General features: G+C 67.2%; 15 protein-coding genes. 5 read left to right on the forward strand and 10 right to left on the reverse strand.

The genetic code is table 11. The features are described from left to right. Window positions 1-159: 159 nt before the first annotated feature. Complete coding sequence (gene nusA, locus BLU38_RS03115) at window positions 160-1,137, reverse strand: transcription termination factor NusA (protein ID WP_091519704.1); 978 nt, start codon at window positions 1,135-1,137, stop codon at window positions 160-162. 5 nt (window positions 1,138-1,142) lie between these two features. Further along, entirely contained in the window at window positions 1,143-1,649 is a 507-nt protein-coding gene (rimP, locus tag BLU38_RS03120) for a ribosome maturation factor RimP (RefSeq protein WP_091519707.1), read from the reverse strand. A gap of 268 nt (window positions 1,650-1,917) precedes the next feature. Here rimP and BLU38_RS03125 point away from each other — a divergent pair, with 268 nt between their 5' ends. Further along, a complete protein-coding gene (locus BLU38_RS03125; RefSeq protein ID WP_091519711.1) occupies window positions 1,918-3,051 on the forward strand; it encodes a DUF4439 domain-containing protein in 1,134 nt (377 codons plus the stop codon). A gap of 63 nt (window positions 3,052-3,114) precedes the next feature. Here the strand turns inward: BLU38_RS03125 and BLU38_RS03130 are convergent, their stop codons facing one another. After that, the gene (locus tag BLU38_RS03130) at window positions 3,115-4,854 is read right to left on the reverse strand and encodes a proline--tRNA ligase (RefSeq protein ID WP_172836260.1); all 1,740 of its coding nucleotides are present in this window, start codon (window positions 4,852-4,854) and stop codon (window positions 3,115-3,117) included. Window positions 4,855-5,029: 175 nt separating this feature from the next. Between BLU38_RS03130 and BLU38_RS03135 the strand changes: the two genes are divergently transcribed. Further along, the gene (locus BLU38_RS03135) at window positions 5,030-5,464 is read left to right on the forward strand and encodes a hypothetical protein (protein ID WP_091519718.1); all 435 of its coding nucleotides are present in this window, start codon (window positions 5,030-5,032) and stop codon (window positions 5,462-5,464) included. 4 nt (window positions 5,465-5,468) lie between these two features. On the opposite strand, the gene BLU38_RS30745 is transcribed toward BLU38_RS03135, so the two are convergent. Then, window positions 5,469-6,488: a hypothetical protein gene (locus BLU38_RS30745; protein ID WP_157683189.1), complete on the reverse strand. Its 1,020-nt coding sequence runs from the start codon at window positions 6,486-6,488 to the stop codon at window positions 5,469-5,471. 157 nt (window positions 6,489-6,645) lie between these two features. Here BLU38_RS30745 and BLU38_RS03145 point away from each other — a divergent pair, with 157 nt between their 5' ends. Both BLU38_RS03145 and BLU38_RS03150 read left to right on the forward strand, forming a co-directional pair. Then, complete coding sequence (locus BLU38_RS03145) at window positions 6,646-7,416, forward strand: GNAT family N-acetyltransferase (RefSeq protein WP_157683190.1); 771 nt, start codon at window positions 6,646-6,648, stop codon at window positions 7,414-7,416. 200 nt (window positions 7,417-7,616) lie between these two features. Further along, window positions 7,617-9,317 (forward strand): DUF222 domain-containing protein, encoded by a 1,701-nt coding sequence (locus BLU38_RS03150; protein WP_091519726.1) that lies wholly within the window; start codon window positions 7,617-7,619, stop codon window positions 9,315-9,317. Window positions 9,318-9,367: 50 nt separating this feature from the next. Here BLU38_RS03150 and BLU38_RS03155 read toward each other — a convergent pair whose 3' ends face one another. Together BLU38_RS03155 and BLU38_RS03160 are read right to left on the reverse strand one after the other, a co-directional pair. Continuing rightward, complete coding sequence (locus BLU38_RS03155) at window positions 9,368-11,614, reverse strand: arylsulfatase (protein ID WP_197679968.1); 2,247 nt, start codon at window positions 11,612-11,614, stop codon at window positions 9,368-9,370. Window positions 11,615-11,672: 58 nt separating this feature from the next. Then, entirely contained in the window at window positions 11,673-12,989 is a 1,317-nt protein-coding gene (locus BLU38_RS03160; RefSeq protein WP_091519732.1) for an MFS transporter, read from the reverse strand. Between the two features lie 104 nt (window positions 12,990-13,093). Between BLU38_RS03160 and BLU38_RS03165 the strand changes: the two genes are divergently transcribed. Continuing rightward, the gene (locus BLU38_RS03165) at window positions 13,094-14,032 is read left to right on the forward strand and encodes a LysR family transcriptional regulator (protein WP_091519737.1); all 939 of its coding nucleotides are present in this window, start codon (window positions 13,094-13,096) and stop codon (window positions 14,030-14,032) included. Here BLU38_RS03165 and BLU38_RS03170 read toward each other — a convergent pair. The 4 genes from BLU38_RS03170 to dxr form a co-directional block, all read right to left on the reverse strand. Then, a complete protein-coding gene (locus BLU38_RS03170; protein WP_091519740.1) occupies window positions 13,999-14,856 on the reverse strand; it encodes a GNAT family N-acetyltransferase in 858 nt (285 codons plus the stop codon). The two genes, BLU38_RS03165 and BLU38_RS03170, sit on opposite strands and share 34 nt — an antisense overlap. Before the next feature lie 33 nt (window positions 14,857-14,889). Beyond that, window positions 14,890-16,038, reverse strand: coding sequence for a flavodoxin-dependent (E)-4-hydroxy-3-methylbut-2-enyl-diphosphate synthase (gene ispG / locus BLU38_RS03175; RefSeq protein WP_172836060.1), 1,149 nt, complete (start codon window positions 16,036-16,038; stop codon window positions 14,890-14,892). A gap of 20 nt (window positions 16,039-16,058) precedes the next feature. Beyond that, complete coding sequence (locus tag BLU38_RS03180) at window positions 16,059-17,366, reverse strand: M50 family metallopeptidase (RefSeq protein ID WP_091519745.1); 1,308 nt, start codon at window positions 17,364-17,366, stop codon at window positions 16,059-16,061. 94 nt (window positions 17,367-17,460) lie between these two features. After that, window positions 17,461-18,726, reverse strand: coding sequence for a 1-deoxy-D-xylulose-5-phosphate reductoisomerase (gene dxr, locus BLU38_RS03185; RefSeq protein WP_091519748.1), 1,266 nt, complete (start codon window positions 18,724-18,726; stop codon window positions 17,461-17,463). Window positions 18,727-18,749 lie beyond the last annotated feature (23 nt).

Below are 18,749 nucleotides of genomic sequence, written 5' to 3' on the forward strand. Positions count from 1 at the left end.
TAGACGAATGAGCCACGACCCGATTCGACAATCCTAGGTACGAACGCAGCCCACGGACCCCGAGCCTGTCCCAGGAGGGTGAAGTCGAGCACGCCCCTTCGACGAGCTCAGGACCCTTCCACAAGCTCAGGGGCCGTCGACCAGCTCGGGGAGCCGGTGTCAGTCGTCGGCAGGTGCGGTGTCGGAGCGGATGTCGATCCGCCAGCCGGTCAGCCGGGCGGCGAGCCGCGCGTTCTGACCTTCGCGGCCGATCGCCAACGACAGTTGATAGTCCGGCACCACGACCCGGGCCGCGCGGGCCCGTTCGTCGACGACGGTGACCGAGCTGACCTTGGCCGGTGACAGCGCCTGACCGACGAAGGTCGCCGGGTCCTCGGAGTAGTCGATGATGTCGATCTTCTCCTCGTTCAGTTCGTGCATCACCGCGCGGACCCGCTGCCCCATCGGGCCGATGCAGGCACCCTTGGCGCTGACGTCACGGTTGGTGCTCTGCACCGCGATCTTGCTGCGGTGGCCGGCTTCCCGGGCCACCGCCTTGATCTCGACGGTCCCGTCGGCGATCTCCGGCACCTCGAGCGAGAACAGCCGCTCGACCAGGCCGGGGTGAGTCCGGGAGACCACGACCTGCGGGCCACGGGTCTCCTTGCGGACCGAGACCACATAGACCTTGATCCGGGCGCCGTGCCGGTAGGTCTCGCCCGGCACCTGCTCTGCCTGCGGCATGATCGCCTCGATCTTGCCCAGGTCCACCAGCACCGTACGGGCGTCGTGACCCTGCTGGATGACACCGGAGACGATGTCACCCTCGACTCCGGAGAAGTGGCCGAACTTCTGCTCGTCCTCGGCGTCCCGCAGCCGCTGGAAGATCACCTGCCGCGCGGTCGACGCGGCAACCCGGCCGAAACCCTCGGGGGTGTTGTCGTATTCGCCGATCCGGTTGCCCTCGTCGTCCAGTTCGGGGGCCAGCACCCGGACGTGACCGCTCTTGCGGTTCAGCTCGATCTTCGAGCCCGGCACCGCGCTCGGGGTCTTCTCGTAGGCCGAGAGCAACGCCTCCTCGATCGCGTTCACGAGGAGGTCGAACGGGATGTCCTTCTCCCGCTCCATCAGTCGCAGGACGGAGATGTCGATGTCCATCTCGCTCAGTTCTCCTTCTCGGGTTGGGCCGGGTCGGCCGGCGCCGGGCGCGGCTTGCGGTTCAGCTCGACCTGGATCAGCGCGGTGTCGATCTCGTCGTAGCCGATCTGTCGCGGTGCACCGTCCACGTCGAGGGCGGCCTGGGTCTCGTCGCTGCCGGTGATCCGGCCGGTGATCGTCTCCCCCGTCGTCAGCGTCACCTTCACCAGGCGGTCGACATTGCGTCGCCAGTGCCGTGGCAGGATGAGCGGCCGACTGACGCCGCGGGAGGTGACTTCCAGCGTGTACGGGCCGGCGCCGGTCACATCGGAGGCGTCCAGGGCCGACGAGACCGCCCGGGTTGCTTCGGCGATGTCGTCCAGGGACGGGCCGGTGCCGTCCGGCCCGTCGCCGTCGACGACCACCCGGACCACGCTGCGCTTGCCGGCCGGCTTGACCTCGACGGCATCGAGATCCAACGTGAACTGTTCGAGCACAGGCTCCAGGACACCCGCGATCTGGTCGGCCTTCATCGCGGCCTCCGCACGCCGCTGCGCAGCCGCGGTCCGAGCGTGTATTCCTGATGCAACACGTTGATGTCCTTCGATCCGGTTGTGTCCTGCAGTTGTGCGTCCGGCCCGAGCGCGTGGCTGTCGGCCGGGGATTGTGCCGGACATCATCGCACAGTGCGTTACTGTCCGGGGGCAGGCTGCACCGTGCCTGCCGTCAGTGACGCGAGCAAAGGCGAGAAGTGGGCAACAGCGACCAGTGTCCGACAGCGACGAGTGAGGTGGGTGCGCCGTGACAGCGGCAGCCCGCCGACCGGCCGTGCACACCTTCGGCCGGCGCTCGCTGTTGATCTTCACCGGGGTGGCCGGCCTCGCCCTGACCGGCTGCACCGACAGCCCGCTGGTCCCCGGTCCGGGACCGGACAGAGCGCAGACCCCGACGCCCACTCCGCTGCCCGGCACGGTCGATGGCGCCGCGACCGAGAAGGAGCTGGCGGATTACGCCGACGCCCTGCTGGCCAGGCATCGGGCCGAGCTGTCCCACGGCGAGCGGCAGTTGATCGCGCAGCTGAGGGATGCCCATCTGAACCATCTCGCCGTGTTGGCCTCGACCGCACCGTTCGACCTGCCGCGGCCGACCCCATCCGGATCGGCCGCCACACCATCGCCTAGCGCCTCTGGTTCAGCCTCGCCCGCCTCGACCTCTGCGACCCCGACCTCATCGAACCCGTCCTCGACCGCCTCTGCCTCGTCCACGGCATCGGCGACACCGACGACCCGGATCCCCGCCACCCCGGCGAAGGCGATCAAGGCGTTCGCAGCACTGGAGGCTGCAGCCGGCAAGGAGCACCGCGCCCGGGCGCTCCGACCCGGCGGACCCGACGATCAGCTGGAGGAGTTGGCACTGCTCTGGGGATCATTGTCTGCGGCCGCCGTCAGCTACGGCAGTGCGCTCACCGACGGCCGCGATCCGGCAGCCGAACCGGCAGGAGGTCAACGCGTGGCGATCGCACTGCCCGACCCTGCCGAGGCTGCGAAGAACCTGTTGGAGCAGTGTTACGCGATCATCTTCGGCTACCAGACGGCACTCGCCGAGCTCTCCGACCGGCAAGCTGATCATGCCCGGTCCAGCCTGGCCCGCTATCGCGATCTGCGGGACCGGCTGGTCCGCGAGCTGCTCGCCCAGGAGCAGAAACCGCCGGCACCGCACGCCGGCTACCAGCTGCCGTTGCAGCCGACCAGCACGTCCCGCTCCGGCAGGCTGCTCGGCCTGATGGACACCGCCGTGCTGCCGTACATCGGTCAGTGGCTGGCCACCACCGACCACCGGTCGATCGCCCTGTCGACCATGATCAACAGCACCCGCGACGTGCTCGCGTGGACCTCGACGATCACGGTCTGGCCGGGTTGGCCGACCCAGGACTGATCATGATCATCGCCTGACCAACAGTGCGATGATGATCAGACGTCGACGATCCTGGCTTGATGGTCACTCCTTGACGATCGCCGCGATCCGGTCGGCGGCCTCGGCGACCGGCAGATCCTGGCGCTCGCCGGTGCGGCGATCGCGGACCTCGACCACGCCGTCGGCGAGCCCCTTGCCGACCACCACGATGGTCGGGACACCGATCAGCTCAGCATCGGCGAACTTGACGCCGGTGCTGGCTTTCCGGTCGTCCAGCAGCACGCTGACACCGCGTTCGGACAACGCAACCGCAAGATCGTCGGCGGCGCCGACGGTCTCGCCCTTCCCTGCGATGATCATGTGCACGTCGTACGGCGCCAGCTCCCGCGGCCAGCACAGGCCCTTGTCGTCGCTGGTGTTCTCCGCGACCGCGGCCACCGCGCGGGACACCCCGATGCCATAGGAACCCATCGTGACGGTGACCAGTTTGCCGTTCTGATCAAGGACCTTCAGGCCGAGCGCATCGGCGTACTTGCGGCCGAGTTGGAAGACGTGCCCCATCTCCATCCCGCGGGCCAGGCTCAGCGGTCCCGAACCGTCCGGTGCCGGATCGCCGTCCCTGATCTCGGCGGCTTCGATGGTGCCGTCCGGGGTGAAGTCGCGGCCCGCGACAAGATCGAAGACGTGCCGGCCGGGTTCGTTGGCGCCGGTCACCCAGCGGGTGCCGGTGACGACCCGCGGATCGACCAGGAATTTGATCTTGGTCACCGACTCGGTGCCGAGCGCCTGCGGACCGATGTAGCCCTTGACCAGGCCGGGATGCTGGGCGAAGTCCTCGTCGGTGAACGGCTCGGCCTCGGACGGCTCGAGCTGGGCGTTCAGTCGCTTCATGTCGACCTCACGGTCACCGGGCAGGCCGACCGCCAACGGTTCCCGGGTGCCGTCGGGGTGGGACACCATCAGCACCACGTTCTTCAGGGTGTCGGAGGCCTCCCAGGGACGGTCCTGTCGCGGGACGCGCTCGTTGGCGACCGCGACCAGGGTGGCGATCGTCGGGGTGTCCGGGGTGTCCTCGGCGTGGGCTGCCGGTGCGTCGTCGTACGGGATCGGGTCCGGCACCGGGGTGCGGACCGCCTCGACGTTGGCCGCATAGCCGCCCGGTGAACGGACGAAGGTGTCCTCGCCGTTCTCACCGACCGCCAGGAATTCCTCGCTGGCCGAGCCACCCATCGCCCCGGACATGGCCGAGACGATCCGGTATTCGAAGCCGAGCCGGTCGAAGATCTTGATGTAGGCGTCGCGATGGGCCTGGTAGGACTTCTCCAGTCCGGCGTCGTCGATGTCGAAGGAGTAGGAGTCCTTCATCACGAACTCGCGACCGCGCAGCAGTCCGGCACGGGGTCGGGCCTCGTCGCGATACTTGGTCTGGATCTGGTAGAGCGACAGCGGCAGATCCTTGTAGGAGGAGTACAGGTCCTTCACCAGCAGGGCGAAGATCTCCTCGTGGGTCGGGCCGAGCAGGAAGTCGTTGTCCCGCCGGTCCTTGAGCCGGAACAGCAGGTCGCCGTATTCCTCCCAGCGGCCGGTCGCCTCGTACGGCTCGCTCGGCAGCAGGGCCGGCAGGTGGACCTCCTGGCTGATCGGGTCCATCTCCTCCCGGATGATCTTCTCGACGTTGCGCAGCACCTTCCAGCCCAGCGGCAGCCAGGAGTAGATCCCCGGCGCGGTCCGCCGGATGTAGCCGGCCCGGACCAGCCAGCGGTGGCTGGGCACCTCCGCGTCAGCCGGATCCTCCCGAAGGGTCCGGACGAACAACTGCGTCATACGCGTGATCACGTCGAGTTACCTCTCTCCTGCACGAACTCCGAGGCGAAGGGTATCGCGGCGGCGCCTGGATCGCCGCGCCCGGACCAGCGGGGCTGCAGGCGGGTCGGCACGTTCGGGGTGCACGGCCGGTAGGCACGTCCGATGTGCACCCGGTCGCCATTAGCGTTCTGCCATGACCGACGTGAACGCCGATCTGGATCAACTCGCCCACGCCGCGGAGACCGACCCGGCCGCACAGCCCGCACTCTGGCAGGCGGCGTTCGCCCTGGAACGGTGGTGGTTCGTCGCTCGCGGGGTCGGACCGGACGGCGAGTTGGGTGCCGATGTCGGGCCGTTCATCGGCGTGATCGAGGACAAGCCGTTCCTGATGGCGTTCAGCTCCGGGCAACGCGCCCGACAGTTCGCCGTGCAGGCCGGTGTGGCCGGTGCGGAGGATGACGCCTACGTGTTGGCGACCGAACCACAGGACTTCCTGTCCGCCGTGCCGTCCTACCAACAGCAGGGCGTCTTCGCGATCACCTTCGATCACGGGACCACCGGCTTCTTCGCACCGCTGGCCAATCTGCAGCCGATCTGGGAGCACGTCCGGCAGACCCCGAACGGCTGACCGGTCAGCCGCCGCCGACGGTCTTGGACTTGCGGCGGCCGTGCCGACGGCGCAGGTCGACCGCATCGGCGGGTTCCAGCAGCAGTCGATCCCGGGCCGGGTCGTGTTCGATGATCCGGACCTGCAGCGAGTCGCCGGGCAGCACGTAGTCGCTGACCTCGACGAAGCTCTCCAGGCCGAGCACCTGCTTGACCTCGGAGGCGCCGAGCAGGCCGCGGAACTGGTCGACCAGCACCAAGGCGTAGTTGCGGCCGGTGGTCAGCACCCGACCGAGATAGACCTTGCCCGATTCCAGGGCCGGGCGATGGTTGCCGCTGTCCGGATCGACCAGCGGGAACTCGTTGTGTACCGCCATCTGGGTCATGATCGACTCGCTGGCCTCGGCCAGGGTGAGAGCGAGTTGGTCGACCTGGTCCATCAGATCGGCCATGTGCCGGGACAGGTCGAGGAACAGCCCGGGCAGCGCCGCGTCGCCGGACTTGTAGGAATTCTCGTGGGTCAGCTCGCCCCAGGCGTCCTGCATCATCGTGCGGACCTGCACCTCGCAGGGGACCTGGACCGGACCGTCGCCCTCGTCGACGGTGATTCGCAGCAGGTAGTGCAGCGAACGGTAGCCCGACGGCTTGGGGTTGCGGATGTAGTCCTTCGGGTCGCCGACCTGCTCCAGATACGGTCCGTACGCGGCGTTCACTGCCTTGGACGCCAGGTCGACGTCACGCAACGTCTTGCAGATGATCCTCAAGCCCACGATGTCGAAGATCGAGTTCTGGACCTGTTCGATGGTCTCCGGTGGGTCGATCTCCCGATTGCGGACCCGGCGCTGGATCTTCTCCGCGATCCGGGCCTTGCTCTTGATCCGGCTGGACTGCACCTTCACCCGGTCCGGGTCGTTCAACGCACACTCGGTGTCGATGGAATCCTGCAGCATGGCGGTCAGCTCGGCTTCGGCGACCTCCCAGCGTTCGGTCAGTCGTGCGGTCGCCTGGTCGACCAGTTCCTGCAACCGTTCATCGATCGCCGGCACGTGCCATCCCTCCATATTGCGATCACAGCCGCGACTCACGTCGTCTGCAGCGGAGTCTAGATGCACCAGCTGAACGCCTGCCATGAAACCTCCACATTGCGGGCCTTGTCCGGTCCTGCGGGTCCCCAGCGGCCCGGTCGACGTAGCATGCGTGTCCATGCGGCCGCCGGAGGACGACGTCACCCGCTTCTGGACGCTGGCCGGCAGCGGAAGGCAGCTGGCGGCTTCCACGCTGAGCCGACTGCCGGCTGCACCGGACCTGCTGTTGGCCAACTGTCTGTACGCCGTACGCCCCGGGTCGGTCGCCGACCTGGACCAGGATCTGGCCCGGGCAGCGGCTGATGCGCCGCAATTCCGGGTGATGGTCGAATCCGACACCCCGTCGTGGGTCGAGGCCGAGCTGCTGCTGCGGGACTGGCGACCGGAGACCGAATACCGGCTCATCCTGCCGGCGGGACGGCTGCTCACCGGTCCGGCCGAGACCGCCGTACGGCCTGCGATCGAGGTCGATCCGGACTGGTCCCAGCGGCAGGCGTTGTTCCGTCTGGACCACCTCGAGGAGGACGACCGGCTCGGCCGCGGTCGACGACCGGTCAGCCGGACAGAACAGGTCATCGGGCACCGTCGAGCGCTGGAGCAGTTCGCGACCTATTGGTGCACCACCGACGGCGATCAGGTGACCGGCTTCGTCTGCTGCTGGCAGACCCCGCAAGCACGTGGGGTGATCGAGGACGTCTTCGTCCATCCCGCGCACCGGGGCGGTGGGCTGGCGACCGCCATGATCAACAACGCGGTGACGCGATTGCGGCAGGCAGGGGTCGGTGACATCACGATCGCCGCCGAGGTCGGTGACACTCCGGTACGGCTCTACCAACGGCTCGGGTTCCGACCGGCAGGCATCAATCGGTGCTACGTCCCGGCGACGTGAGTATTCGGGAAGATTTCCTGAAACGGACAAGCCCTCTGGGCGCATCGCAGATCCCGGTCTTGTCCAGGCGCACTACGGGATCCACTCGTGGCACTCAGTCCTTATCTACTACAGATTCCCTCGCGGGAGTGTTATCCAACCGTGTCCTGAGTGGTCGGTTGGGGCGGTGTTCTGTCGGTGCTCACTTCTAGAGTGGTTTCATGATCAACACGCCGGCAGCCGACACCCCAGGGTCCGTCCCTGCCGGGCTCGATGCCGTGCAGGTGCTCCGCAATGTCAGCCTCGCCCGACGCCAGGAACGCGCAGCCCGCACCAAAAAGCTGATCATGGCCACCTGCTGGGCAGACTGCCATCCACCCGAGTCCATCGACCCACACCAACTGGCCATTCCCGGCGGCGACCGACCGATCCACCCCGGCGGCGACGGCACCCCCGAAATGGCCGCCTTCGCCATCGCCGAATTCGGCGCCGAACTCGCCCTCTCCATCGCCAGCACCGAACGCTTCATCGCCGACGCCCTCGACATCCGCCACCGACTCCCCCGCACCTGGACCCGACTCCGCGCCCTGGAGATCGAAGGCTTCCACGCCCAACAGATCGCCCGCGAAACCCGCCATTTGTCCCTGCAGCAAGCACTCCTGGTCGACGCCGCCATCGCCCACCGGATCGGCCGCTGGGCCTGGTCCCGCATACTGCGCCACCTCCAAGCCGCAATCATCGAAGTCGACGCCGAACGGATCGCCCGCCTCGCCCAGGAAGCCGCCGACGACACCGGCGTCTTCATCGCTCAGAGCACCGAACTCGGCACCAAAGCCATCTACGCCCGCCTCTCCGCAGCCGACGCAGCCTGGTTCGACGCCATGGTCGACCGGATCGCCGACATCCTCGGACGCCGCGGCGACCAAGGCACCAAAAACCAACGACGAGCAGCCGCGATCGGCGTCCTGGCCAACCCCCTCCATGCCCTCCGCCTGATCGCCGAAGACACCGCCCCCTCGCTGTTCGACCCCGACCCCGACGACACCTCCCTACTCCCCGTACCATCCGACGTCGACGATCCCGCCTCCACCGCCGATCACGACGCCACTGTTGAGTGCGACGCCCCGGCCGATCACGAGAGCCCGGTTGACCACGAAGCTCCCGTTGACAACGACGGCCCTGTTGATCACGACGCGGCGGTTGATCAGGACGGTCCTGTTGATCATGTCGGTCCTGTTGATCAAGACTCGGACGGTCCGGCTCCGACAGGCGCCGACTGCGCGACAATCGAAGCGGCGCCGCCCCGGTTCCCGATCATCGATCCTGATCAACGACTGGCCGAAGCAGCCATCCGCGCCATCGGCCAACTCGACCCCGCCCGCCTGCTACCCAAAGCAACCCTGTACGTCCACATCGCCCGCGAAACCCTGCAGAACGGGCTCGGCGTCACCCGCGTCGAAGACATCGGACCCATCGTGTCCAGCCTCGTCGCCGACTGGCTGCAGGACTGCCAGGTCACGGTCAAACCCGTCATCGACCTGGTCGCCGACCAGACCACGGTCGACGCCTACGAAATCCCGGACGCCATGCGGGAACGCGTGTTCCTCCGCAGCCCGGGCAGCGTCTTCCCCTACTCCGGATCCGTCGGACGACACGTCGACCAGGACCACAGCATTCCTTACCGGGACGGGATTCCCGACCAGACCGGGGACGTCAAACTCGGACCGCTGGCCCGACGCGAACACAACAGCATCACCCACGGCCCCTGGAACCGGCGACAACCCCAGCCCGGAACACATCTGTTCCGGGCGCCGCACGGCAAGATCATTCTGGTCAACGAGACCGGCAACCACGACCTCGGACAGGGACCGTTCGCCCACCGGGTCTGGCAAGCCGCGGCGCCCCAAAACAACGCCGCCTGAGACCCACCATCCGTGCTCCACGGACGGGTCCCAGGTTGCGCGCGCTCAGCTCAGTCCGCCGGTTCGTAGTCACCGATCAGGTCGTCACGGTCTCCCAGCTCGAAGTCGACCCGGTCGATATGCCCGGTGAAGGGAAACTCACCGTCGTAGTTCGAGCTGACCGGCGACAACGCATCCCGGCCGAGGTCGAGGCCCGCCCAGGACATGAAGTAGCGGCTGGTTGCGGGCATCGTGATCTGCTCGCCGGGCAGGCCGTCCACCGCTACCTGGCCGATCCCGGCACACGGGCCGGTCCGGGTGAAGCGATACTCCAATCGGAGCCGGCCCGACCGTTCGGGAAGTGCGGCCACGGCTCGGTAGATCCGACCGTAGTAGTTGTAGTCGTGATGCAGCAGACCGTCGTCGATGTACAGGCTGTAGCCGCCGCCGACCGATCCGCAGGCGACAATCACGCCGCGGTCCCCCGGCTCGACGTCCACCTGCGCCGTCATCGTGTACGAACGATCAAGGATGAACGGGGTAGCACCGCTCGGCAGATGACTGATTCCACCCCAATAGCGGAATGAATTGTTCGTCCGCGCCGCGTCGGGACGGCTCTGTGAGGTCGCTCGGCGTTCGGCGAATCCGCGATCATCCAACGGCAGCACGTCATAACGCCCCGCTTCGGCCCACCAACGTTCGATCATGGCGTGCAGGCGCTGCGGTTCCTCGTCAGCCAGATCGTGGCACTCGGAGAAGTCCGCCGCCAGGTCGTACAGCTCCCAGCGGTCTTGAGCGTAGTCGGCGCCACGTTCGTGATACGCGACTGCCTTCCAGCCATCCGACCACAACGCACGGTGTCCGAACATCTCGAAGTACTGTGCCGGCTTGCGACTCGGACCACCGGCGCGATCGAAGGTATAGGCCAGGCTGGTGCCATGCACGGGCATCTGCGGCACGCCGTTGATCTCCTCCGGTGCCTCGACGCCGATGATCTCCAGCACGGTGGGCACGATGTCGGTGACGTGGTGGAACTGGTCCCGGATCTCGCCGGCGGCAGAGATCCCGGCCGGCCAGGAGATGATCAACGGATCCCGCACACCGCCGGCATGGGTGTTCTGCTTGTAGCGCTTGAGCGGCGTGTTCGCCGCCATCGCCCAGCCGAGCGGATAGTTGTTCTGGACCTCGGCCGTCCCGATCTTGTCGATGTGTTCGAGGTTGTAGTCCAGTGGGTCGACATCCCGGTTCTCGTAGAAGGCCATGTTGACCGACCCGTTCGCCTGCCCCTCCTGGCTGGCGCCGTTGTCGGACAGCAGCACGAAGATCGTGTTGTCGAGCTCATCGACATGATCAAGATGTCGAACCAGCCGTCCGAGCTGAGCATCGGTGTGCTCCAGAAACGCGGCGTAAGCCTCCTGGAACCGCGCGAAGAGTCGTTGTTCCTGCTCCGACAGGGAATCCCACGCTGCGACCCCGGGATTCGCTGGAGCGAGATCCGTGTCGGCCGGGACGATGCCGAGTTCCTTCTGGCGTTGCAGTCGCTGCTGCCGGATGGTGTCCCAGCCGCAGTCGTACTGGCCGCGATACTTCGCCAGATACTCCGCCGGTGCCTGGTGCGGCGAATGGGTCGCGCCGGTGGCCAGGTAGAGCAGGAACGGTTTGTCCGGCGCCAACGACGTCTGGTCGGTGACGAAGGAGATCGCGTTGTCGACCAGGTCCTCGGTCAGGTGATAGCCGTCCGCCGCCGAAGCGGGAGGGTCGACCCGATGGTTGTCGCGAGTGAGTTCGGGATGGAACTGATCGGTGGCAGCGTCGAGGAACCCGTAGTAGCGCTCGAATCCTCGTCCCAAGGGCCACTGGTCGAAGGGCCCGACCTGCGAGGTCTGATCAGCCGGCGCGAGATGCCACTTGCCGACAGCGAGGGTGCTATAGCCCTGATCACGCAGGATCTCGGCAATCGTGCCGGCGTTGTGGCTCACGGCTCCGCGTTTGCTCGGGAATCCGCTGTCGGCGTTGGCGATGATCGACATCCCGACCGCGTGATGGTTGCGTCCGGTCAGCAGCGAGGCTCGGGTCGGTGAGCACAACGCCGTGGTGTGGAAGTTGCGGTAGCGCAAGCCCCGGGCCGCGAGATCGTCCATCACCGGGGTCGAGATCTCGCTGCCGAAACACCCGAGACTGGCGAACCCGACGTCGTCCAGCAGAACCATCACCACGTTGGGACTGCCGGGCCGCGCCCGTCGCGGCTGTGGCCACCAGGGTGTCGAGTCCTGAACGGTGGTGCCGATCGTTCCTGCAAAAGCGTCGGGTGCGCGCAAGGTGTTCCTCCTCGGGTGTCCTGCGGTGCTGTCGGATGGTGCTGATCGCGATGGACGATCAGAGGTCGCGTCGGTGGGTCTCGGGCAGCCGGCTCACACAGCCGAACGTGATCGCGGCAAGGACGATGACGAAGCCGCAGACCAACCAAGGCCGGTGACCGTTCAGCAACATCAGGGTGGTGGCGATGGTGGGCACCAGCCCAGCGGCCAGCGAGCTCAGCTGGAACACGATCGAGGTCCCGGTGTAGCGGACCCGGGAGTCGAACAGCTCCGGCAGGAAGGCCCCGACCGGGGCGAAGATCATCCCGGTGCCGATCGGGAACCCCAACGCGAAGGCGACCCACAGCCACAACGGATCCGCGGTGTTGATCAACAGGAAACTCGGGAAGATGCCCACTGCCACCACGACCGCACCGATCATGATCACCGGACGACGTCCGATCCGGTCGGACAGTCTGCCGGCCCAGATGATCACCAGAATCTGCATCACCAACGCGATCGCGACACCCAGCGTGGTCTGGGTCTTGGAGATGCCGAGCTCGGTGGTGGCGTAGCTGATGCCGAAGACCAGGAAGACTGCCCAGGTGCCGGCGTCGGCGACCCGCGCACCCCAGCCCTTGAGGATCGTCAGAGTGTCCTTGGCGAACAGGTTCTTGGCCGGGACCCGGTGCCGGCCTCCGGACTCACGCATGGCGTGGAAGGCCGGCGTCTCGATCACCCGGAAGCGGACGTACAGTCCGGCGGCCAGGATGACGATCCCGAGCAGGTACGGGACCCGCCACCCCCAGGCGAGGAAGGTCTCGTCCGGCATCGACGCGAGACAGGCATACACCACGATGATCGACAGCAACTGGCCCACCGGATTTCCGAGCCCGGCGAACATTCCCCAGAAGCCTCGCTTGCCGGCCGGTGCGTGTTCGACCACCATCAGCGCCGCCCCGCCGAACTCGCCACCGAGCCCGAATCCCTGCAGCAGTCGCAACGCCACCAGCAGCAGCGGCGCCCAGACACCGATGGTCTGATAGGTCGGCAGCAGCCCCATCACCACGGTCGGAATCCCGGTCAGCAGCAACGTGATCAGCAGCGTCGACTTGCGACCGATCCGATCACCGAGGTGGCCGAAGACGATCGCACCGACCGGTCGCATGATGAATCCGATTCCGAAGGTCATGAAGGCGACCAGAGTGCCCACCGCCGGATCTCCGGCTGGGAAGAACAGCTTGTTGAACGCCAGCGCGCTGAGCCAGCCGTAGAGCTGGAAGTCGTACCACTCCAGCGTCGCCCCGGCGAGACTGGCCAGTGCGGTCCTGCGCATCGAGAACGCACCCGTCGGATCGGCTGCTGTCTTCGACATCTCGCGGCGTGCTGACGACATGTGGTGACTCCCATCCGACGGTGGTTGGCGCGGTTCACGACACTAGGAGGAGGGACGTCTATTCGTCCAAGACGTAGTTCGCATACGCGGTATACGTTGGGCTGATGATGGAGCCCGACGACGTTCCGCCCGCGTGGCTGTCCTCGTTCCTTGCTGTCGTGGACAACGCGACGTTCACCGCCGCGGCCGCCACCACCCACCGGTCGCAGCCGCGGGTGAGTGCTCATGTCGCCGGGTTGGAGCGGCTGCTCGGCCGACGGCTGTTCGAGCGCGGTTCACGACCGGTGCAGTTGACCGAGGCCGGAGAGCGGCTGCTCCCGCATGCGCGGGCTGCAATGTCGGAGATCCGGCTCGGGATGGAGGCGGTCGGATCGCTCGGCGGTGATCTGCAGGGCACGATCGTGCTGGGCAGCTTCGCCGGTCCCAGCGGCGTCCTGCTCGCCCCGTTGATCCGCCGATTCCGGCAGAGTCATCCCGGAGTCACGATCGATCTGCGCGAAGGTGGCCCACGGTGGCTGGAAGACGCAGTCGCCTCGTTCGCCCTCGACCTCTCGATCCGGGTGGCCGACATGCCGACCCATCACGATCTCGCATTCCGGCATCTGCTCGACGAACACATCGTGCTGGCGCTGCCGATCGGCCATCAGGTCACCCAGCAGCCAGACCCGGAGCGTCATCTCGACGGTCTGCCGCTGATCGTCACCGGCTCACCGACCGAAGGCTGGACCGATTTCACCGACCGGCTGTCGGCCGCAGGGATCCTTCCCGGATCGGTGCTCGCTGTCACCCATCCGACAACGGTGATCGCCATGGTGCGGGCCGGACTCGGGATCGGGATGCTGGGCGAGATGGGAGCGACCATCAGCGCCTTCGGCGATGTGGACATCCGTCGGTTGCCCGGTGAACTGTGGACCCGCGGCATCCGGGCCTACTGGCATCCGAAGCGCGACCTCAGCGTCGCCAGCCGACAGTTCCTGGACGACCTGGCCGACACTTGCGGATCGGCCGATCAGTACAGCACCGTGGCGAATTCGCCGGCCTGACGGAAGCCGACCCGGGCGTAGGTCGCACGGGCGGGCGTGTTGTAGTCGTTGACGTACAGCGACACCACGGGCGCGATGCCCCGGGCGAGTTGGACGACGGCCGCCATCATCGACGGGGCAAGTCCCCGTCCCCGCAGGGACGGGTCGAGCCAGACGCCCTGCACCTGGGTGACGCCGCGAGAGACCGAGCCGAGGTCGGCCTTGAAGATCACCTTGCCGGTGCGGTCGACCACACCGAACGCGCGGCCGGAAGTGATCAATTGGCGGACGTAGTAGCGATAGCCGGCCGGATTGCCCTGCAACGGCGAGACTCCGACCTCTTCGGTGTACATCCGCACCGCCGATTGGTAGTACGCATCCCAGTGCTCCAGGGTCATCGGGTGCACGTCGGGGTGCGGCAGCACCTGCGGGTCGGTGTCCATGGCCAGCACCGGCTGGTGCGGACGCACCTCGCGGACCTGCGACCAGGCCGATCCCCACCGGGTGCTCAGTTGGTGCCACAGCTCCATCGCCACCTCGGCCGGGCCGATGATCGAGGAGCACATCCGGCGCGCTCCGGCGTACTCGGCGAAGGCGCTGACTGCCGCCGGACCGGCGCCGACCGGGACCAGATTGGACCCGGCGTGGCAGAGCGCGCGCAGCCGGCCGTCCTCCTCATAGCCCCAGATCGGACAGCCGAGGTCGCGGGCCTCCAGACCGGCGCTGCGGACCCGGGACGCGACGAAGACGTTGTCGATCGGCGATGAGGCCAACAGCCGTACGGCGTCCGGTTGGTCAGCGGCGGTCAGAACGCGTACGCCGGAACGAACCACCGTCTCGCTCATTCCACCTCCCGGACCGCGGCCGACATCCGCAACCTAACCGACGCTGACTTCCGGACTGCCCTCCACCTCGGGCATGTCCTCGGCGAGTCGCATCGCTTCCTCGATCAGTGTCTCGACGATCTGACTCTCCTTGACCGTCTTGATCACCTCTCCGTGCACGAAAATCTGCCCCTTGCCGTTGCCGGACGCAACCCCGAGATCGGCCTCGCGAGCCTCACCGGGTCCGTTCACCACGCAGCCCATCACCGCGACCCGCAACGGTACGGTCAGCCCCTCCAGCCCGGCGGTGACCTCGTCGGCCAACTTGTAGACGTCGACCTGAGCGCGGCCACAGGACGGGCAGGAGACGATCTCCAGTTTGCGCGGCCGCAGGTTCAACGACTCCAGGATCTTGATGCCGACCTTGACCTCTTCGACCGGCGGCGCGGACAGCGAGACCCGGATGGTGTCGCCGATCCCCTTGCTGAGCAGGGCTCCGAACGCCGTCGCGGACTTGATCGTGCCCTGGAACGCCGGTCCCGCCTCGGTCACGCCGAGGTGCAGCGGGTAATCGCACTGCTCGGCCAGCTGTTCGTAGGCCTTGACCATCACCACCGGGTCGTGGTGCTTGACCGAGATCTTGAAGTCGCGGAAGCCGTGCTCCTCGAACAGGCTGGCCTCCCACAACGCGGACTCCACCAGCGCCTCGGGGGTGGCCTTGCCGTGCTTGGCCAACAGCCGCTTGTCCAAGGAGCCGGCGTTGACGCCGATCCGCAGGCTGACCCCGGCCTCGGTGGCGGCCTGGGCGATCTCCTTGACCTGGTCGTCGAAGGCCTTGATGTTGCCCGGATTGACCCGGACGGCGGCGCAGCCGGCCTCGATCGCGGCGAACACGTACCGCGGCTGGAAATGGATGTCGGCGATCACCGGGATCTGGCTCTTACTTGCGATCGCCGGCAGCGCGGCCGCGTCGTCGGCACTGGGTACGGCGACCCGGACGATGTCGCAGCCGGCGGCGGTCAGCTCGGCGATCTGCTGCAGGGTCGAGTTGATATCAGCGGTCAGGGTGGTGGTCATCGACTGGACACTGACCGGGGCGTCACCGCCGACCTCGACCTTGCCGACCTTGATCTTGCGGGTCTTCCGCCGGGGCGCCAGGGTCTCCGGCGGCATGGCGGGCAGTCCCAGGTTGATCGCTGTCATCAGTTCGTCTCTCCACTCACTCAGAACAAGGTGATCGGGTCGATCAGGTCGGCCAGGATCAGCACGACCCCGCTGACCGCGATCACCGCACCTACAACATAGGCGACCGGCAGCATCTTCGCGGTGTCGGCGTGGCCGGGATCGGGCCGGCCGAGGACCCGGGCCAGCCAGCGCCGGATCCCCTCGTACAGTGCGCCGGCGATGTGTCCACCGTCCAACGGCATCAGCGGCACGAAATTGAACAGGGCCAGGAACAGGTTGACCGAGCCGAGCAGCAAGAACATCTGCGCGGCCTTGGTCGGCACGTCGATCTTGTCGGTGGCGCTCACCTCGCCGGCGATCCGGCTGGCGCCGACGATGCTCATCGGCCCGTTCTCGTCCCGCGGCTTGCCGGTGACCAGGTTGGCGGCGGTGTTGTAGACCTTGACCGGGAATCGGATGATCGCGTGGAAGGACTGCTCGGTCATCGACCACATCTGGCCGAGGACGGCGACCGGGCCGCCCTTGACCAGCTCCGAACGCGGCGAGACTCCGAGGAAACCGGCTTCGATCACCTTCGACGGATCGGTCGGCGACTGGACGCCGTTGATCACCGTGTGCACCGGCTTCAGGGCGACCGTCCTGCCGTCCCGCTGCACGCCGATCCTGGCGACGCCGTCGCGGTTGGTACGGATCAGTTCCGACAACTGGTCCCAGCTGCCGACCTGCTGACCGTTGAACGTGGTGATCACGTCGCCGACCCGCAGGCCTGCCTGCTTGGCCGGGGTCGGCGGGTCGGACGGCCGACAGGTCAGGTCGCCGCTGGTCTGCCGGGCGGCCGAGATCACACAGTCGTTGACGACGGCGACCTGCAGGGTCGTCTTCGGCATCCCGTAGGCAAGGCTGACGCCGAGCAGGATCAGGAAGGCCAGGATGATGTTCATCCCCGGGCCCCCGATCATGATGATCAACTTCTGCCAGGTCTTCTTCTGGTAGAAGAGTCGGCCGTCATCCTCGGGTTTGATGTCCTCCCACTCGGCCTCCCGGGCCTGGTCGGCGATCGACTGGAAGATCCCGGTACGGGCCTGCCGGACCTTGCCCGACTTCGGATCCGGCGGATACATCCCGACGAAGCGGCAGTAGCCGCCCAGCGGGATCGCCTTGACGCCGTACTCGGTCTCGCCGCGGCGGGTCGACCAGAGCGTCCGCCCGAAGCCGACCATGTATTGCGTGGTCTTGACGCCGAACAGCTTGCCGGGGATCAGATGGCCCACCTCGTGCAGGGCGACCGAGGCCATGATCATGGCGAAGAACACGACCGCGCCGGCGAGATAGATCAGGATGTGCACGCTCGCCTCACTCTCGCGTGTCCGTTCCTCAGCACTGCTCTCCCCTGCATCACGTCTGGCTGCATCACGTCTGGTTGGATCGGGTCCGGTTGGGTCAGCTCCGGCACAGCTCGGCGGCCCGTCGACGTGCCCAGCCGTCGGACTCCAGGACCGCCTCGACGGTGAGGTCGCTGCTCGAGGTCCATCGCGATCCTACGTCGGAGCCGTCCTCGACCCCATCTCGGCGGCCCGCCTGCGGCTGTGAATCGGCCAATTCTTCCCCGAGATGCTGATCGACCACCTCGGTGACGATGTCGATGATCCGGGTGAACCCGATCCGGCCCTCGTGGAAGGCGTCGACGCATTCCTCGTTGGCGGCGTTCAGCACTGCCGGGGCCGTACCGCCGGTGGCGCCGGCCCGGCGGATCAGATCGACCGCCGGGAACGCCTCGTTGTCCAGCGGTTCGAAGGTCCAGGTGTTGGCCCGGCTCCAGTCCACCGGCCGGCTCACGTCGGCGAGTCGGTCGGGCCAGCTCAGCCCGAGCGCGATCGGCAGCTTCATGTCCGGCGGCGAGCATTGCGCCAGCGTCGAGCCATCGGTGAACTGCACCATCGAGTGGATCATCGACTGCGGATGCACCACGACGTCGATCCGGTCCAGATCGATGCCGTACAGCAGGTGGGCCTCCAGCACCTCCAGTCCCTTGTTGACCAGGGTCGCGGAGTTGGTGGTGATCACCCGGCCCATGTTCCAGGTCGGGTGGGCCAGCGCCTGTTCGGGCGTCACATCGGCCATCTGGTCCCGGGTCATTCCGCGGAACGGTCCGCCGCTGGCGGTGACGATCAGCCGGTCGACCTCTTCGGCCCGGCCGCCGCGCAGGCACTGGGCGATCGCGGAGTGTTCGGAGTCGACCGCGACGATCTGACCGTCGGCGGCGGCACCGGTGACCAGCGCTCCGCCGATCACCAGCGACTCCTTGTTGGCCAGGGCCAGCGTGGTGCCCTGGGCCAGTGTGGTGAGCGTGGCGGGCAGACCGGCCGAGCCGGTGATCCCGTTCAGGACGACGTCACAGGCCATCCCGGCCAGTTCGTTGGGCGCCGCCGGGCCGGCGACGATCTTGGGCAGGGTCACCTCACCCTTGTTCCAGCCGCGGCGGGAGACCTCGGCGTACAACGCGAGTTGGAGATCCTGCACCGCGCTGGCCCGGCTGACCCCGACCACCGCCGGCGCGAAGTCCAGCACCTGCCGGGCCAGCAGCTTGATGTTGCTGCCGCCTGCGGCGAGCCCGACGACGCGGAACAGCTCACGCCGATCGCCGATCACCTCCAGCGCTTGGGTGCCGATGGAACCGGTACTGCCCAGGATGACGACGTCTCGCACCCGACCAGTCTCGCAGGTGGACG

It is taken from the genome of Microlunatus soli (assembly GCF_900105385.1).
Lineage (GTDB): Bacteria > Actinomycetota > Actinomycetes > Propionibacteriales > Propionibacteriaceae > Microlunatus > Microlunatus soli.

Bases quoted from the DNA above. Each gene is read 5' to 3' on its own strand.
- BLU38_RS03135 (WP_091519718.1), top strand. From the start codon at position 5,030: ATGACCGACGTGAACGCCGATCTGGATCAACTCGCCCACGCCGCGGAG.
- BLU38_RS03130 (WP_172836260.1), bottom strand. From the start codon at position 4,854: ATGACGCAGTTGTTCGTCCGGACCCTTCGGGAGGATCCGGCTGACGCG.
- rimP (WP_091519707.1), bottom strand. From the start codon at position 1,649: ATGAAGGCCGACCAGATCGCGGGTGTCCTGGAGCCTGTGCTCGAACAG.
- nusA (WP_091519704.1), bottom strand. From the start codon at position 1,137: ATGGACATCGACATCTCCGTCCTGCGACTGATGGAGCGGGAGAAGGAC.
- BLU38_RS03150 (WP_091519726.1), top strand. From the start codon at position 7,617: ATGATCAACACGCCGGCAGCCGACACCCCAGGGTCCGTCCCTGCCGGG.
- BLU38_RS03145 (WP_157683190.1), top strand. From the start codon at position 6,646: ATGCGGCCGCCGGAGGACGACGTCACCCGCTTCTGGACGCTGGCCGGC.
- BLU38_RS03160 (WP_091519732.1), bottom strand. From the start codon at position 12,989: ATGTCGTCAGCACGCCGCGAGATGTCGAAGACAGCAGCCGATCCGACG.
- ispG (WP_172836060.1), bottom strand. From the start codon at position 16,038: ATGACAGCGATCAACCTGGGACTGCCCGCCATGCCGCCGGAGACCCTG.
- BLU38_RS03165 (WP_091519737.1), top strand. From the start codon at position 13,094: ATGATGGAGCCCGACGACGTTCCGCCCGCGTGGCTGTCCTCGTTCCTT.
- BLU38_RS03170 (WP_091519740.1), bottom strand. From the start codon at position 14,856: ATGAGCGAGACGGTGGTTCGTTCCGGCGTACGCGTTCTGACCGCCGCT.